Consider the following 16981-nt stretch of genomic DNA (forward strand, 5'->3'; position numbering starts at 1 on the left):
ACCTCGAAGCGGCGGGTAATTGAGCTTTTCCAGCCGCACCGATCGGCTGAGAAATGATTGAGGCTTTGATCGCCGAAGTCCCGGTTTTCCGGGCCGGCGGCGATGGAGGCGCGGCGCGCCGGAGGAAACCCAGTGGTCGGCCATCACGTTTTGTCGGTCACATCCACGAGCAGGCGCCCCACCGCGCCAATCAGCATGAAAAAGGAGCCGACGATAAAGAGCCAGACGCCCAGCGTTTTGTATTGCTCCAACGAAGGCAGGAAGAAGATGCTCCCGACGAAGAAGCCGATATTGCCGAGAAGGCCGAGGGAAAGGTGGATCCATCCATATTCCCCGACCAGCGTGCGAATGGGGCTGTTCATTGTGCTCGCTTCCTTCAGTTGCATGTAAGAAAATCAACGCGCATTCGCCAAGCCGGTTCCAGCAAGGATGCGCCAAGTCGGCAGCCCTGGCATGGCGAAACCACCAGCCTCCTGTCAGTCGCTAGCTGGCCCATCTTTGCAAGTGGACAGCTTCAGTGATGACACCAAATACAGAAAACCCGGCGCCTGAGGGCTTCGTGTTCGGTTCACCGGAATGGTCCTCATCTCATGAGGCAAGGCGCCCTGCACAATTGTCGTGACGCCTTGCAGTTGGAGAAAGCGGGACAAGCCCGCCTCCTCGCGCATCAATCGGTCTCGATGCCACGCTGACGCAGCCAAGCGCGCATGGCCTCGATCTCCTTCTGCTGCTCGGCTATGATATGCTGCGCCAGCGCCATGTTGGTGCGATCCGACCCGGCGGCAAGCTGGATGCGGGCCATGTCGATGGCGCCCTGGTGGTGCGGGATCATCCCGAGCACGAAGGCAACGTCGGGATCGTCGTGGCGCAGGCCATCCATCATCTCTTCATGCATGCCCATCATCGACTGTTCATAGGCTTCGGTAACCGTCAGCGTGCCGGCTTCCGAGGCGTCTGTCCCCTGCCCGCTATCGTCTCCGCTCATATCCGGGGAAGCGATCGGCCCGTGTGGGTACTCAAGCGAGAAGGTGTGGGTCGCCATCTCGGTCTGTTCGGTGCGCAGCTCCGCCATTGTCTGCGCATCCGGGCCGAAGAAGGCGGCATGAAGGCCCCAATAGGCGGTTGCGAAAATCACCAGCGCCGAGGCAAGGCCGAGCGGAACGCCGACAAGCGAGCGCCGGATCCAGCCCCAGAAATGCAGCTCCCGAGTATGGTCGACTGCGATGGCGACGATGATGGCCATGATCAGCGCGTGGCCGATAAGGTCGATCCGCCCGAAGGGGTAAACGGCGGCATTGAAGATCACGAAAAGCGCGATGGCCGAAAGCCTGCGAATGAGCGGCGTCGCCAGCAGGCCGAAGCCCATTGTGAATTCGGCGATGCCCGCCATCGGGATGAACATGTCGCGGGGAATGCCGAAGGTCAGGAAGGGCTTTTCGACCACCAGCGGATAGAACCATTCCGGATAGGCGAATTTTTCGAGGCTCGACCACATCAGCGCAATCGCCACGCCCCAGCGCAAGAGCTCGAAGCGATGCTTGCGCCATTCCGGCCGGTTGGAGCTTTCAAGCACCAGATAGCCCGCGACCGCGACGCCAAGCGCCAGGTAGTCGAGCAGATGGAAAAACTCGTAATCGCGCAGCGCCAGAACCCACAGGAAGATGATGCCGGCCGCCGAAAGCGGCATGGTCTTGCGCGACACGATGCCGGCGGCGATCAGCAGCTGCAGCCAACTGACCCATTCGGCGGGCGTCTGCAGATCGGGCGTCAGGTAAATACCGCCAACGGCAAAAATCGCCACGAAGAACCCGGCAACCACGATGCGCATAAAGGCGTCTAGATGCCGCCACAGCGGATCGGTCACCCGGTCCATGACATCCAGCGTGGCGGTACCGGCGGCGCTGCGCTCGATCAGCCGCGCGGCGATGAAAAAGACCAGGACCAGGACGATCCCGGTCCAGAAATAGGGATCGCTCAGCGTGCGCATGAGCGGTGCTGGCGCCGCGTCGACGATATAGGGCGCGAACCACTTCACATGGGCGGAGGCCGAGATCGGGACCAGGGCGGTCCCCAAGCCGAGGAACCCGGCGAGGGCGTGGTTCATTCTTTGGTTGAAGGAAAACATGAGGCGCCTCCTTTGGTCAGGCAATTGCCGGCTTTTCTGCCGGCAGGGCAATGTCGGCGAGCGTCTTGCGATCACACTCGGCCAGAAAGGCCGCTTCGGCAGCGGCAAGTGTATGTTTGAGGCGACAGACCGGCGTGACGCTGCAATCACCGTCCGGCGAAAAACACTCAACGAGAGACTGACCCTCTTCGAGAAGCCGAATGATCTCGCCAAGGCCAATCTCGGATGAGGCGCGCGCGAGGATCGCCCCGCCGCCCGCTCCTCTGCGGGTATCGACGATGCCGTGATGGGCAAGCCGCTGCATGATCTTGTTCAGGTGATTGCGGGAGACCTTGAACTCCTCGGCGATCTCCGCCGTAGAGAACACCCGTTCGGGATCGCTTGCCATCCGCATGAGGGCGCGCAGCCCGTAATCCGTAAAGCTCGTCAGTCGCATGATCCGCCATAACCTTTAATTGGCATTTAAAATACCAATTAAAGGTTATTCTGCTTGCTGGCAACAAGGCTCTGCGACAGTTCTGCTATGTGTTTTAGACATGCCTCTGCAAGGAGATGACAACGCACCTAAGAACCTTGAACTCATATTACCGGTTCACATAAAGTGGGCACCGCGAACGCCTGCTCGATGCACTGCGGCGCATCGGGCATCATGCAAAAACTTAATGTCCGGCCTTGTGCTTCCCGCTTGGCCGGTTCTCATCCCGCTCACAACAAGCGGGGTCCAACCCTTCCTCAGGCCGGAATCCAGGCTCCGTGGAGCCCTTGCGGCACGCGCTGCGGCAGGCGCAGGCGAAGGACGGGCCCATCCTCGATGCCTTCGGCGTCGAGCAGGACGAATTCACTGCTTTCGGTTTCAGGATCATAGAGATAGGTGGCGAGCCAGCCCGATATCTCGCTTTCGCCCCTGGGAATGAAAACCGCTTCGCCCGCAATCCGATTGCCGAAATCATGGCTGGTCACATCGCCGGTTTCGGTGTCGATCCTCAGAAGACAGTTGAATGTGCCGGAAGCGCCATTACCGCCGGTCAGCGCTTCCGTCAGCGTCGGCGCATAGACATAGCGCGACGCAAGGGCCGTGCGGCGATCATCAATACGAGGAAACTCCGCAACCTTGTCGAACCATGCCTGACCGCGTACGCGACCGGAGGCGGTGTCGAGCACGAGCCGCCGCAGCGTCGGCGGCTTAGTGTTGCGCTTTCCATACCCGACATAAAGCTTCTCATGCTGAACATAGTCGATCACGATGTCGCTGCCGCGCTCGAAACCATTGGCGAAGTGAAACACGAAAAAGGGTTCGGCCTCGAACCATTTCACGCTGCCGCCGTCGAGCGGCATCACCGCAATGCGCGTGCCAAGCTGCTCGCGCCATTGCAGGAAGGATTTGCCCTGCATCATCGCATCCATATCGAACACAGCGGGCCCGATCAAAAGCACGATATGACGTTCGGTCAGCACAAAATCGTGGATCATGCTGGGCGCGGCCAGTGCAATATCAAAACTACGGCGAAGAATGCCATCCGGTCCGATATGGTGAATCCTCACCGTCGGGGAGATCAGATCGTAGCTGAGCGCGAACATATCGCCGGTGACCGGATGGACCCGATTATGGGCGCCAAGCGTAATCGGCTCGTCCGTGCCGGCGGTCCATGGGCCGAGCGTTTCCAGATTAGACCCGATCTCCCATGCCGGTTCGACTTCGCCAAGCGCTAGAAGGTGATCGCCATGCTGCATCACGCCGATAAAGGCGGAGGCCTTGAACGGGTTATCCGGATCGTCATGCGGGCCCAACAGACCAGGTTCGATCGGGCGCGGCGTCATGATCCCGCCGTAAACGCCACGCCCTGCCTTATCCTCGATCTCGAAGCTGCGGGTGCGCACATAACGGTTGTGATAGCTTGCCCGCCCGCCCGAAAACCGGACCGCATGCAGCATGCCATCGCCCTCGAGCGGATAGTTGTATGACACCGGCTCGTAGCGGGGATTGGGCCCGTTGCGTATATAAGCGCCGGAAAGCTCTTCGGGTATCCGCCCCTCGATCACCTCAAGCGCGCTTGCGTCGATTTCCCGGCCGACCGGCGCGAAATTGCCGCTGAGGTGAGGGTTGTCCGACTGCCATGCAATTGTCTCTTCAATGCGATCGACAGGCATGCGCAACTCCCTTCTTTTCGCGATATAGCTCGTCGTGTCTCCGGTATTTTAGCGAGTCTGCGTGTTTCATACGAATTTGACAAGATTGGACACGGTCGCGGGAAGCAACTATCACGACAGCGTTCGCAGGCTCATGGTACGTAATGGCGATGATGATCGTCCACACCGCATTTCGTTGGCGGTGCGAACCCGAGAGCTCTTCGAGGCCAATGACGGCGAAAGCGCCGACGAGAGAGGACGAGCGGAGCCCAGGCGGCATCCGTCCTAGCCGGTGTGCGACACCAACTCGGCAGAGCGAGTTTCTTGACCAGCTCCGACTGCGCGGTTGCATCCGGCTGGTGCCTTGGCCGCAGCTCTACGCTTGCTCTCAGCTAGGCGAGCCGGCGGGAGAGGAAACGTGCTCAATGTCACGAAGAGGAACCGGCTTCGAATAGAGAAAGCCCTGCAGGCTGTCACAGCCAATCTTGACAAGGCCTGCGTCCTGTAGCGAGGTTTCAACGCCTTCGGCGGTCGTCTTGAGGCCTCTCGCGTGGGCCAGTTCGACAATAGCCCGGATTATGGCTTCATCACCGGCCTTCTCGCCGAACCCCTGGACGAAACTTCTGTCGATCTTGATGCGATCGACATTCAGGGTTCGCAGTCGACCAAGCGACGAGAAGCCAGTCCCGAAATCATCAATCGCGATCTTCACACCTATTGCACGCAGGGCGTCGAGATTGGCGACAACGGCCGAAGCCTCATCGGTGGCGGCTGTTTCAGTCACCTCCAGTTCAAGAGCTTGCGGCGACAATCCGGTGGATGACAGTATTTTTTTGACTTTGGCGGCGTAATCTTCGTCGCGGAGCTCGACGCCGGACACGTTGACCGCAATGCTCTTGCCTGGCCATTGAGTTGCCGCTTTGCAGGCTTCCCGCAAAACAAACTCACCGACGGCTTCAATCATTCCGGTTTCTTCAGCTATCGGTATAAACAGCTCAGGCGAGATCGAGCCGAATTTAGGGTGCTCCCAGCGAAGGAGCGCCTCGTATCCTTTGACCCGATGGTCACGTGCGGAAATAATGGGTTGGTAGTGAACCTGAAACTCGTTGCCAGCCTTCAGGGCCACACGCATATCCCCCTCCATCTCCTGACGCCTGATGAGCAACTGGTCCATGTCCTCTGAAAAGAACGTATACCGACTGCGGCCGGAATTCTTGGAAAAGTACAAGGCGACATCAGCTCTGCGAAGCAGGCTCACCCGGTCGCTGCCATCGCGCGGCGCCAGCGCTACCCCAACACTGACTCCAACAAAGACCTCCTGGCCGCCGAGTACAAAAGGACGGCGAGCAGAATCAACGATGCGCTGACAGATAACGTCGACGTCCCTCACGCTGGCCTTTCCCCTGAGCATCACGGTAAACTCGTCTCCGCCGACGCGGGCAACGACATCACCCTGGCGTACGATAGCCTTCAAACGTTGGCCAAACTCGCGAATCAAAGCGTCGCCCGAGGGATGTCCGAGCGTATCATTGACCTGCTTGAACCGATCCAGATCGAGAAACAGAAGAGCGCTGCCCCCTCCCTTGGCCAACTCGACATCGACATACTCGTTGAAGTAATTTCTGTTGGGAAGTTCGGTCAACGGATCGTGGAGCGCCAGGTAGCGGATCTGCTCCTCACTGGCCTCCAGCTCTTTCGAGCGGTTGTGGTACAAGAGCAAAGAGAAGGCGATCGCGCAAAGCGCCAAGCCGATCACAGCGGACAAAACCGGAATAAGCCTTGATAGCATCGTTTCCCCCGGGTGATGGGGATGCCAGACCATGTAGCCCAAAACGGATCCGTCAGCCTTGTAGAACGGCAGGCTGGAATAGTGCGGTTCATCGCTCGCCGACCATGAAAAACGCAGGTCTTCGAACAGGTAGTCAGTCTTCAACTCCTCGATCAGGCTTCCGTCGAGAAAGCGGACAGCGACGTGAACGGCTTCCTCGCCGGGCGTTTGCTGGATATCACCGGTGTCGGAAACAATTGGCTTGACGCTGACGACAGCGGGACGCCCCTGGATGACCGCCAGATCGGATACGCCCGGCGTGAGCACGGTATCGCTGATCTGGCTGTCATCGCCGGCCCGAAGCTTGTCGCGAAGAGCAAGAACCAAAGGCAGGGCTTCGTCTTCGGCTACGCTGAACGCATCCGGAGCGGCCGTTCCGCCATCGGCAAAGGCGTAAACAGCCTGGTTCGCCGGATCGAGAACATAAGCCTGATCGAGGCCGAAATATTCATGCATCCAGGCCCCGAGGTTACCATCCATCCAGGCGCTGTCACGCGCGCGCACCCGCTCGACGGCATCGTCCCAGACAGTGACACTTTCCTGATTGTGCGCGACTTTGGAACGCAGCTGAGAAACAACGAGTTGAGCCAGATTTGCCTGCCGATCGTACGAGACGCGATCAGCCTCGTGGCCGGCCCAAATCAAGAGCCCCAAAACGCCAAGGCCGATACAACCGGTCAAAGCTAATATTGGCAGGGCGCGCGTCAGTAGGAAGCCGGAGAATTTGAAAGACTGTTTTTTGCTGCGCATTTCCGAAACCTGCCATGTATTTAAAACTATGGAGAAACATAAGCTTCCGCACAAGCGAATATCTCGAACCCTTTCTGTCTGGAGTAACGCGCAAAGGGCGAGGCAGGCATTGCGGAAAATTCCTGTCGAGGACTGTCTCCTGCTCAGAGACAGCCCGCACTTGGAAGCACCGAAGGCAACACTTTTCGCTTTGCGGGAGGTGTCGATGCCGTGGAGAGAGAGTTCGGTTATCCCAATCGACGAGGATAGCTTAATCCGCCACTCTTCGTTGTCATTGGCGGATCGCCTGGGGATCGAGCTGCGGAGACGTAATCACAACCGGCTCGGCTTTGCCATCCAGCTATGTCTAATGCGACACCAGGATCGAGCGCTTCGAGCAGAAGAAACTCCGCCTCGTGCCATGCTGAAGTATGTTGCTGATCAGATCGGCGCCGCTCCAGACGAATTTGCCCGCTATGCACGCCGTGAAGAAACCCGTCGGCGATCATATGACGCTGCTAATGGTGTATCTGGGTACGAGAAGCGCGACGCTGCAAGATCGCCGCGCCGCGCTATTGACGGCAATTCAAGCGGCGACCATGTCCGACGACGGTGCTGCGATAGCCAGTTCGACTGTCGCCGCGTTTCGCGAACGCGGAGCTCTTCTGCCTGCGATCGACACGATCGAACGCCTAGGCCTTGCCGGCCGAGCCTTAGCCCGGCGCCGGGCAGAAAAAACTCTGTTTCCAAATAATAAAACATTAATGCCGCCGATATAGCGGCCTACGACGCGGCCAGCGGGAAACGGGTTACGGCGTTTCTTCGGCCAGCAGCAGTTTGGCGAGCTCCATGTCGGTCACAAGATGATCGGCGAACCCGCCGCGAAGCGCGGCCCGGGTGGCATCGCGCTTGAAGCTGCCGCTGACCACCAGCAGACCTTCCATGTGCCGCAGGAGGCTATGATCGGCGCCTATCAGACGCTCGTCGAGTTCGCCCAGCACGGCTTGACCGTCCGCATCGATGAAACGTCCGGCGATGATGCCGACGGCGCCGCGCAACCGATAGTCCTCGACCTCGTCGACGGTGGCGATCTTGAACTGCACGACATGGGTATCTGGGGTGCACGGGCTGAGGGAAAACAAGGACTTGTTACACTTGTGCAGGCCTTCGAGCTGCTCGCGAATGATCGGCTCCTCCCGCAATGCCGCAGCCAGCCCGACGCTCGATACTACCGCCGGCGCATTGAAGGTGATGCACTCCGCGTCCAGCCGGCGGGCGATTTCAGTGCTGCAGCTCTCCGATGTACTGAGCAAAGGATTGGCGAGAGACCCCAGAAGCTGGCGCACGGTCACGTTGGCGATCGGCCAGTTCGGCACGAGTTCCGACACGAAATGGACCGTCTGCCCCCAGGAAACGCCGAGAACATCGCCCTCGGTGAGGAAATTCGGCAGATGATAGGCGGCGACCTCGCAGACGGCGCGCGTCAGCGTCTCGCCGTTCAATCCGTCGGATGGCACCACGTGCACGGTTTTCAGCCCGTATTTTTCCTTGAGCGCATCCGCGGTCTGGTTCATCCGGTAGTGCTCGGGCGCCACCTGGATACAGACGATGTTACGTTCCTTGGCAAGCTTCAAATAGCTTATCACCGTGGGCCGCGAGAGGGAAAGCGCCTCCGCGATCTCCCCTTGGTTGAGGTTTCGGACATAATACATCCACGCGACTTCGGCGATGATCTTGTTCGAGGGATGCTGGTGTCGCTGCATTGGTTTACCTGCCTGCGGTCTTCAATTGACGATTGCCGCGTTCAATACCTCTTCAGTGATAACCAGATCGTCGTCAAGAGCCCTGTCTGGCCTGAGACCGAGCGCCAGGAGATCGCCGTGATAGCCGCGCACCGCCTCGCTTGAAGAGGCATCACCATCGGCGACTCGACGCAACCAGGAGATGATCGAGGGCTGGTGCTCCGCCGAATTGATCTTGCGGCCGAAAAGCGCGAGTCGCGCACCATATTTCTCCGCTTGGGCAACCAACTCGAAGGTATCACGGTGAGTTCCCGAACCTCCACCTAGCACCCCGACAACGATCGACGGATCATAGGTGGCAAGCTCTTCCATCGCGCGCGCACCGTTATAGGCGACTTTCAGGAACTCCGGTCGTTCGCCGGTTGTCAGCCCAGCCAGCGAGCGCACGATGCAATCGTTAACGAAGGCACCGGTCTCGGCGCTGGAAAAGCCAGCCTGCGCATTGGGATTGAACACTTCGAGGAAGTATTTCTTGCCGGCCGCGCGAGCCTCCCGCCGGAAGTCCGCGAAGGCGCGAAGCGCTGCGAGATCGGCGTCCGCGTCATTGTTGAAGGTGATTGAATAGAGGCAAAGTTCCGCCTGGGCGAGAGCAAGTTCGACCGAACGGAAAGGCCTGGAAGGCGTGTCGCGATAGCGCCCACCCCGGATTACGCCCCAGACATCGGTCGCGTCATTGGCTCGGATGGCCGGCTTGACCAGGCTTCCGGCAAAGGCGCCACGCTGTCGCAGCAGCTCCATGTTGGAGGCGGAGGTCAGCATGATATCGACAATATCCTGACGGATCAGCGTCTCGATCTCGGCGATGAATTCCAGCCGGGTGCGGCTGCCGGTCGGCACGCCGTCATCATCTCGGCGCAAACCAGTCGTCATGATACCGCCGGACATGTCGGCATCCTTGGCGTCGGCGATCACGAAATCGCCCTTGCCGTAGCGCCCGGCCCGGATGCGGCCGATCTTGTCGTCGTAGCGTGTCATCGTCATTCCCTTCACATCAGGCGCGGCGCAGCGAGCGTCCGTTCTCCTTCGAGAACACGTGGATGCTCGCCGACTCGATCGAGAAACGGACGGGTTGGCCGGGCTGCAGCGTCCGGAAAGCCTTGGTAACGAAGGACATTTCCTGTCCGTCGACATCGGCGATGACCTGCCCGTCGCTACCCATGTTTTCCACCAAGATCACCGTTCCGCTGATCACGTTGGCGTCGCCATCTCCGGCGATATCCATCTTGGATGGCCTTAACCCGACTTCCACCAGCCGCCCGTCGTCCAGTCCGTCGAAATCGCCGGCCGGCAGCTTGAGTCGCATCGAACCCGAGACGAGTTCGGCGGCCTCGCCCGTCCGGCGTACCTCGAAGTCGCGGAAGTTCATCGTCGGAGAACCGATGAAATCGGCGACGAAACGCGTTGCCGGCCGATCGAAGATCTCCGACGGCGTACCCTGCTGTTCGATCGCGCCGGCCCGCATCAGCACGATCCGGTCGGCGATCGTCATGGCCTCGAGCTGGTCATGGGTCACGAAGATCGTCGTCGTCTTCAAGTCGAGATGTATCCGCCGGATCTCGGTCCTGAGCTTCTCGCGCAGCTTGGCGTCGAGATTGGACAGCGGCTCGTCGAACAGGAACAGCTTCGGTGTCTTGATCATCGCACGCGCCATAGCTACCCGCTGCTGCTGCCCACCCGAAAGGTTCTTGGGCTTGCGGTCGAGATAGGGTTCAAGGCCGAGAAGTGCCGTGACCTGGACCAAACGTCGGTCGATCTCCGCCTCGGGAACCTTTTGCCGGCGAAGGCCGAAGGCAATGTTATCGCGCACGGACATGTGCGGATAGAGCGCATAGGACTGGAACACCATCGCCACGCCGCGCTCGCCCGGCGGCAGGTGTGTCACGTCCCGGTCGCCGATGCTGACCGTACCGTCGGAAATCTCCTCCAGGCCCGCAATCATGCGCAGCATGGTCGACTTGCCGCAGCCGGACGGCCCCAGGAACACGACGAATTCGTGATCATTGATGTCAAGGTTCAGGTTCTCGATGACGCGGAGACCGCCATACGACTTGCAGATATTGACGCATCTAATGTTCGCCATGATGACCTTTCTTATCGCCGTCCGGGTTTCATCATGCGGTTGATGAAACTCATCAACAGACCGATGAAGACCAGCGGGGGCAGAACGAGAATGACTGTGGAGGCATTGATGACCCCCCACGGAACTTCTTTGCCGAGCGAGGTGATGGAGGCCGCCACAACGGGAAGCGTCGCGTTGTCGGCGGCGAGCGTGAGCGCGAGGAGCAGTTCGTTCCAGACGAGCACGAAAGTGAAGACCAGCGCGCCAAACAGCGAGGGCGCTGCGATCGGCAGGGCGAATTTCACGAAGATCTCGCCCGGACCGCAACCCTCCATCGCGGCCGCCTCCTCGATCTCCTTCGGGACGCGCTCGAAGGCGGGGACCGACAGCCAGATGACGGTCGAGATCGTTGTCATCAGGTAGACCAGGATAAGACCTGCCAGCGTGTCATAAAGTCCGAGATCGAGATAGATCACGATAAAAGGGATCGCGATTGCAACTGGCGGCATGAAGCGCAGCGAGAGCACGAAGAACTGAAAGTCGCCTTTCAGCCGCTGGACATGCCGCGCCAGCGAATAGGCGGCCGGGACCCCGAGCACGGCGCCGAGCAGCACAGAGGCACCGACGACGATGACAGAGTGACCTAGCCCCTCGCGGATCGAGGGATTCTGCAGGATGATCGCGAAATTCTCGAGCGTAGGCGAGAAGAACAGCTTCGGCACCGGCGTCACGATATCCCGCAGCCGCTTGAATGAGCCGAGCACCGTCCACAGGATCGGCGTCAGGGCGACGAAGACCATCGCGGCGAGGAGCAGGCCGGAGAGCCAACGGCGGATCAAACTGACCATTTGCGGATTCCTCTCCAGACGAGCGTGAAGACGATCGTCGTCAACAGCAGCAACAGGATCGACATCGCCGAGGCATAAGAAATGCGACCGCCAAGATTGATGCCGGCCTGATAGGCGTAGAGATCAAGGGTTTCGGTGGTCGTTCCGGGGCCGCCGCCGGTCATGACATAGATCAGGTCGAACGAGCGCAGCGATTCCACCGCCTTGACCAAGGCGAGGCTGATGATCGGCCCCTTGAGCATCGGCAAGGTCACGAAGGCGTGGATCTCCCAAGTCCGGGCATTGTCTAGTTGGGCGGCCTCGACCGGATCCTTCGGCAGGGTTTCGAGCAGCTTCAACATGATGACCGTGAAGAACAGCCCCCATTGCCAGATGTCGACAACGGCGACCGAAATCAGCGCCAGCGAAGGATCGGCGAGGAATTCGATCGGCCCGATCCCGACAAGGCTGGCGAGATAGTTGATGAGGCCGAGCGAAGGCGAATAGAGAAACCGCCAGATGAAAGCCGCAGCGACGCGCGGCAACAGCACCGGCGCCAGAAAGGCCAGGCAGATCAGGTTGCGCAACCACAAGGACCTCACGGTCTCGAAAATCATCACCGACAGCAAGGTCGCGACCGCGAGCGCTCCGACGACGGTCACGACCTCCCAGATCACGGAGATGCGCAATGCATTGAGGAACCGCCGGTCGGCGAGTAGCCGGTGATAGTTGTAAAGCCCCGCGAAGTCGTAGTCCGCGTACCGCAGGGACCGATCCATGACCGAGAAATACAGCGCCCCGGCGATGGAGACGAGCGCCAGCATCGCGAGGATCGCAAGCCCCGGCGTCAGGGTCCAGAATACGAAACGTCGATTGTTCATAAGCTGTTCTTCCGTGCGAGATCGAGCGGCCGGCGGCGTCGAGCCCCGGCCGCTCCAGTCGGCTCACTTCACGCGGCGCAACGCGTCCTCCGCCTGGAAGGCGGCTTCATCGAGACCTTCCTGGACATCCTTGCGGGTTCCGGTGAATATCTCTTCCAGTACCAGACCGAGATTGTCGCCGATTTCCGGCCAGGCGGGGCTGGCCATGATCAGCAGCTTGGTCCGCGATCCCGTCGCCAGCAGTGCCTCGATATATTCGGCCGGCACTGCCTTCTTGAAGGCGTCGCTCTTCAACGTCGACTGACGGCCGATATCGGAGGCGATGCCGTCGGCGAGACGATGGGCCTCCATTTCCTTGGAGGTCGCCCAGCCGACGAAATCACCGGCGATCTTCTTCGTGCAGTCGTCCTTCGCACCCGATTTGGAGACGGCGAGGCCATGCGCCCAACCAGCCGAGCCGAGCGGTTCCGGCGGCGGCATGTAGCCGACGTTCCCCTTCACCGTGGACTTTTCTGGATCTTCCATCCACGGACCGAAGACGTCGGACTCGATCAGATAGGCGACCTGGCCTCCCCGGAAAGCTTCGACGGAGTCCGACCAGTTGAAGGTACCCACACCCGGCGGCGAATATTGCATCAGGTCTAGATAGAGCTCGGTCGCTTCCACGCCCTTTTCGGAATTGAAGGCCGGCTGGCCAGCGTCATCCAGCCACTCGCCGCCCATGCCGCGGAAGAACGGGGTCCAGCGCCAGACATTCATGCCGGAGCCGCGCTGACCGCGCGCCGCCCAGCCATAGAGCTTATTAGTGGGATCGTTGACCTTCTTGATGCCGGCAACCAGTTCGTCCAGAGTCTTCGGTGGCTCTAGGCCGGCTTTCTCGAGGACATCCTTGCGGTACATCAGGATATCGCCGCCGCCGACCAGCGGCGCGAAATACTGCGTGCCGTCATAGGTCGCGACATTGCTCAGGTCGACGCGGAAATCCGACATGTCGTATTCCGTCGGCAGAACCTCGGCGAGCGGATAGATCCAGCCGGCGGATGCATATTCCGGCGTATTGGCTTCGTCGACATAATAGACCTGGTAGGCGCCCGCGCCGGTCGACGCATCGAGACGGGCCTTGGCGCGGCGCTCGTTCTCGCCGAGAAGATTGATCTTCACGGTGGTCTTCCACTTTTCATTGAACTCGCCGAGGTATTTGTCGAGCTCGGTCACCGAGGGCATGCCCTGGGCGATGACATTGATCTGCGCCACCTTGCCGACGCAGGCGTCGTCGTCCGCGCGCACCATGCCCGGCAGGGCGATCAGGCTGGCAGATATGAGAAGCATGTGTTTCAGTCGCATGTTTGTTCCTCCTCCAAGGACTGTTGGGCTTCCGCTTTGGCCGACCCATCGAACAGATGGGCCAACCGGTGATCGAGGCGAAGATATTCGCCGTATCTGTCGTCGTAGTAGGATCGCAGGCCGCCACGCGGCTCCGCGGTTCGTTCCACGCGGCACATGGCTCGGGCCGCGAAGGCGAGATCGGGGTGATGGCCGGTGGCGACGGCAGCGCACATGGCAGCCCCCAGCGCGCCGATTTCGTCCCCCTCCGGCACCTCGACCGGAAGGCCGCAAACATCGGCGAAGATCCGGGTCCAGACCGCGCTCTTCGAGGCTCCGCCGGCGAGACGGATCCTGCTCGGAGCCTGCGGCGCGACATAGTTCACGACATTGGCGCCGTGCCGCCGATGCTGGAAGGCAACCCCTTCGAAGATCGCCCGCAGCATGGAGCCCTGGTCATCGACATTGGTCATGCCGACAAATGCGCCTCGACGCGGCGCGGGACCGCTGACAAAGGGCATGAAATGGCAGCGCGGCGCCTCAACCGGGCTGTTCTCCACCAGGCCATTCGCCTGCGAGAGATTGACCTGGCCGCCCATCGCCCGCGATAGGAACCAGTTGAGATTGGCCGCCGATGTCGGGCTGCCGTCGGCGAGCAATCGACAGGTCCGGTCGCGATGGATCATGTTCAGAATCGGCGGTCGACGGCTGATCGGCCGGTCGGTCTCCAGACCATTGATCGACCAGGTACCGGCAATCATGGTCAGCGTCTCCGCGCCGACCGAACCAGCGCCGAGCACGCAGGCGCTCACATCCATCATCGCCGCAGCGACAGGCGTTCCCTCCCGAAGCCCGGTCTCCTCGGCCGCCACGCGGCTGACAAGGCCGGCAATACCGGAATTCTGAATCACCGGCGGCATTCGGTCGGCGAACACGCCAATGCCGGCAACCTCAAACAGCGTGTTGCTGTAACCGCCCTGCTCGAGGTCGAAGAGGCCACCGCCGCTCGCATCCGTCGGATCGGTCGAAGCGACTCCGGTGAGGCGCATGCGCAGATAGTCCTTGCAGGCCAAAGCCCAGCGGGTGCGCGCGACAACAGCCGGCTCGTTGCGGGTGAGCCAGACCAGTTGCATCAGCGTCTGCCCGCCCCAGATCTGATGTCCCGTAATCGCCTCGATCCGGCCAGCGGTACCGTCGCGCAGGAACTCGGCAACAATCGGCTGTGCCCGGTGATCGACCGAGACGATACCGTCGCGCGTTGCCCTGCCGTTCCCGTCGACGAGGAACACGCCATTGCCGAAACCCGTGCAGGCAACGGCGGCGATGCGCTCGGCATCGATATCTCGGGCGGTCAGTTCGCGGATCGCCTTCGCTGTACCGCGCCAGAACGCCTCCGGCTCGCGTTCCACCCAGCCGTTGTCCCGGTGGATCGTGACGATGTCGATCGCTCGCGAGGCGACAAGCCGCCCTTCGGCGTCGAAAACCGCCGCCTTGACGGCCGTACCGCCGGCATCGATGGAAAGAAAGAGATCAGCCACGACGCCTCTCCTTGAGAGAGGCCGGTCGGCCAGCGCTGCAAAGAAGCGAGGGCATCGCCAGACAACGCTCGATCTCACAATCCGCCCACGATGCCGGTTTCCCGCGCACTTGCGCAAGAAGGAAGGCCAGTTCGCGCAGCAGCGGTTCGCTGCAATCGCCGTCGAGGGCGATCTGCGTGCGCCGAAGGATGAGGTCGTCGAGGCCCAGCGCCGCCCGTTCCTCGATGAGCCAGCGGATTTCGTTACGGGTGAATTCCGCAAGGTGTTCCAACGGCGCGTCGGTCGTTTCGGCGCAGAAGGCCGCGACCTGCTCGGCGACGGCCCCGTAGCGGTGCACCAACTCCTCAGCGCGCGTCGACGTCAGGGCGAAACAGGCCTCAAGCTGTTTGACAAGCGCACCGGCATTGGCCTTTCCGGCTCCAAAACCCGTCGCTCCCGGATAGTCCCGTTCGCGGGTGCCGACGCTTCGCGTCCGCTGCAAATGCGCGAGGATGCGATCCGCCACCTGCTCCCCGAAGGCGCGGAACGTCGTCCACTTCCCGCCGATCAGGGAGAGCAGTGGCACGTCCCCAGCAAGACGATCCTCGGCGATACGATGGTCCCGGTTAGCGCGATTGGCATCGCCGGCGCCACCACTCTGCAAGGGGCGCATGCCGGTCGTCATAGCCACGATATGCTCGCGCCGGACCTCGATATCCTCGAACAGACTGGAGATCGCGGAGGTCAAATAGGTGATCTCGTCGCCGGCGATCGTATCGTCGGACGGGTCCGGCGTTGGGATCTCGGTCGTGCCAAGCAGAATGGTGCGGTCCAGCGGATAGGAAATCACCATGCGCCCGGTGCCATCGTCGAAATAGAAAGCGCGGCCCGCCATGCGCTCGAACAACGCGTCGTGACGAAGCACCAGATGCGCGCCCTTGACCGGCCGCACATAGCTGGTGTTACGGCCAAGAAGCGCATTCACCTCGTCGACCCAGGCGCCCGACGCATTGACCACCAGCTTCGGCCGCATGGCGAAAGTTTGGCCGGTCTCCCCATCACTAATCGAGAAAGTGTCGCTGCCGGATTGGTGGCTCCATGAAACGTGATTGAGCGCAGCGCACACCGGGCAGACCGCCATCGCCTCCTCAAGCATTTCCAATACAAGGGCTTCGGGGTTGCGGATGCGCGCGTCGAAGTAGCTGATGACCGCCTTGTAGCGCCGGGCAAGGTGCCGGGGAAAATCGACGCGACGCAGGTTCGTCCGATGCGAAGGCAGCACCCGGCCGACCCGACCCAGATGTTCGTAGAGCGTAAGCGCCGCCTTTAGGCCCGCCGCGCTGAGCGTGCTGCCTTTGACTCCAACACCCAGAAAACGCAGGATCGAACCCGGCAAACCTTGCAGATAGGAGGTCAGCGGCACCACCACCTCAAGCGGTTGGGTGAAGTGCGCGGCATGGCGTAGCAGCAGGTTGCGCTCGCGCGCGGACTCGGCGACCAGCTTGAATTCGCGGTTCTCGAGATAGCGGAGCCCACCATGAGCCATGCGCGACGAGGCGCCACTCGCGCCCCGGCAAAAATCCGACCGTTCGACGAGCAGGGCGGACACGCCGTTCAGCGCCAACTCCCTGAACACGGCGACGCCATTGACGCCACCGCCCAGAATAAGCACATCGAAGCCCGCGCCGGACGCTAGCCGCATCAGGCTCTCCTCCCGAATTCGCATGTTTTCTCCCGTCACGCAGCCGTGCGCACACCCGCGC

At 60.9% G+C, this 16981-nt stretch carries 13 protein-coding genes and 1 pseudogene; 1 reads left to right on the plus strand and 13 read right to left on the minus strand.

Going from position 1 to position 16981, the window contains the following annotated elements; translation table 11 throughout:
• Window positions 1-143: 143 nt before the first annotated feature.
• The 5 genes from V6766_RS15935 to V6766_RS15955 form a co-directional block, all read right to left on the minus strand.
• On the minus strand, window positions 144-362 hold the full coding sequence (locus V6766_RS15935; RefSeq protein WP_448468074.1) for a YrhK family protein: 219 nt from the start codon (window positions 360-362) through the stop codon (window positions 144-146).
• 305 nt (window positions 363-667) lie between these two features.
• Entirely contained in the window at window positions 668-2125 is a 1458-nt protein-coding gene (gene copM, locus V6766_RS15940) for a CopM family metallochaperone (RefSeq protein WP_448468076.1), read from the minus strand.
• Between the two features lie 16 nt (window positions 2126-2141).
• Window positions 2142-2561, minus strand: a complete 420-nt coding sequence (locus V6766_RS15945) for an RrF2 family transcriptional regulator (protein WP_448468078.1) — start codon at window positions 2559-2561, stop codon at window positions 2142-2144.
• Between the two features lie 296 nt (window positions 2562-2857).
• Complete coding sequence (locus V6766_RS15950) at window positions 2858-4273, minus strand: carotenoid oxygenase family protein (protein WP_448468080.1); 1416 nt, start codon at window positions 4271-4273, stop codon at window positions 2858-2860.
• Between the two features lie 367 nt (window positions 4274-4640).
• Entirely contained in the window at window positions 4641-6830 is a 2190-nt protein-coding gene (locus tag V6766_RS15955) for a putative bifunctional diguanylate cyclase/phosphodiesterase (protein WP_448468082.1), read from the minus strand.
• A gap of 205 nt (window positions 6831-7035) precedes the next feature.
• On the opposite strand from V6766_RS15955, the pseudogene V6766_RS15960 reads away from it, so the two are divergent.
• A pseudogene (locus tag V6766_RS15960) lies at window positions 7036-7552 on the plus strand (DUF4158 domain-containing protein); the annotation flags it as partial.
• Window positions 7553-7618: 66 nt separating this feature from the next.
• Here V6766_RS15960 and V6766_RS15965 read toward each other — a convergent pair.
• The 8 genes from V6766_RS15965 to V6766_RS16000 form a co-directional block, all read right to left on the minus strand.
• Entirely contained in the window at window positions 7619-8572 is a 954-nt protein-coding gene (locus tag V6766_RS15965; RefSeq protein ID WP_448468084.1) for a sugar-binding transcriptional regulator, read from the minus strand.
• Window positions 8573-8593: 21 nt separating this feature from the next.
• Entirely contained in the window at window positions 8594-9586 is a 993-nt protein-coding gene (locus V6766_RS15970) for a hypothetical protein (RefSeq protein WP_448468086.1), read from the minus strand.
• A 16-nt stretch (window positions 9587-9602) separates the two neighbouring features.
• Window positions 9603-10691, minus strand: coding sequence for an ABC transporter ATP-binding protein (locus V6766_RS15975; RefSeq protein ID WP_448468088.1), 1089 nt, complete (start codon window positions 10689-10691; stop codon window positions 9603-9605).
• Window positions 10692-10702: 11 nt separating this feature from the next.
• Window positions 10703-11518: a carbohydrate ABC transporter permease gene (locus V6766_RS15980; RefSeq protein ID WP_018067737.1), complete on the minus strand. Its 816-nt coding sequence runs from the start codon at window positions 11516-11518 to the stop codon at window positions 10703-10705.
• Window positions 11506-12378 carry a carbohydrate ABC transporter permease gene (locus V6766_RS15985; RefSeq protein WP_448468090.1) on the minus strand — a complete coding sequence of 291 codons (873 nt, stop codon included), beginning with the start codon at window positions 12376-12378 and terminating at the stop codon, window positions 11506-11508. Before V6766_RS15985 ends, V6766_RS15980 begins: the two co-directional genes overlap by 13 nt.
• A 63-nt stretch (window positions 12379-12441) precedes the next feature.
• Window positions 12442-13722, minus strand: coding sequence for an ABC transporter substrate-binding protein (locus V6766_RS15990; protein ID WP_448468092.1), 1281 nt, complete (start codon window positions 13720-13722; stop codon window positions 12442-12444).
• Window positions 13713-15239, minus strand: coding sequence for an FGGY-family carbohydrate kinase (locus V6766_RS15995; protein WP_448468094.1), 1527 nt, complete (start codon window positions 15237-15239; stop codon window positions 13713-13715). Before V6766_RS15995 ends, V6766_RS15990 begins: the two co-directional genes overlap by 10 nt.
• The gene (locus V6766_RS16000; RefSeq protein ID WP_448468096.1) at window positions 15232-16944 is read right to left on the minus strand and encodes a glycerol-3-phosphate dehydrogenase/oxidase; all 1713 of its coding nucleotides are present in this window, start codon (window positions 16942-16944) and stop codon (window positions 15232-15234) included. Before V6766_RS16000 ends, V6766_RS15995 begins: the two co-directional genes overlap by 8 nt.
• Between the last annotated feature and the right edge of the window lie 37 nt (window positions 16945-16981).

It is taken from the genome of Martelella sp. AMO21009 (genome assembly GCF_053484295.1).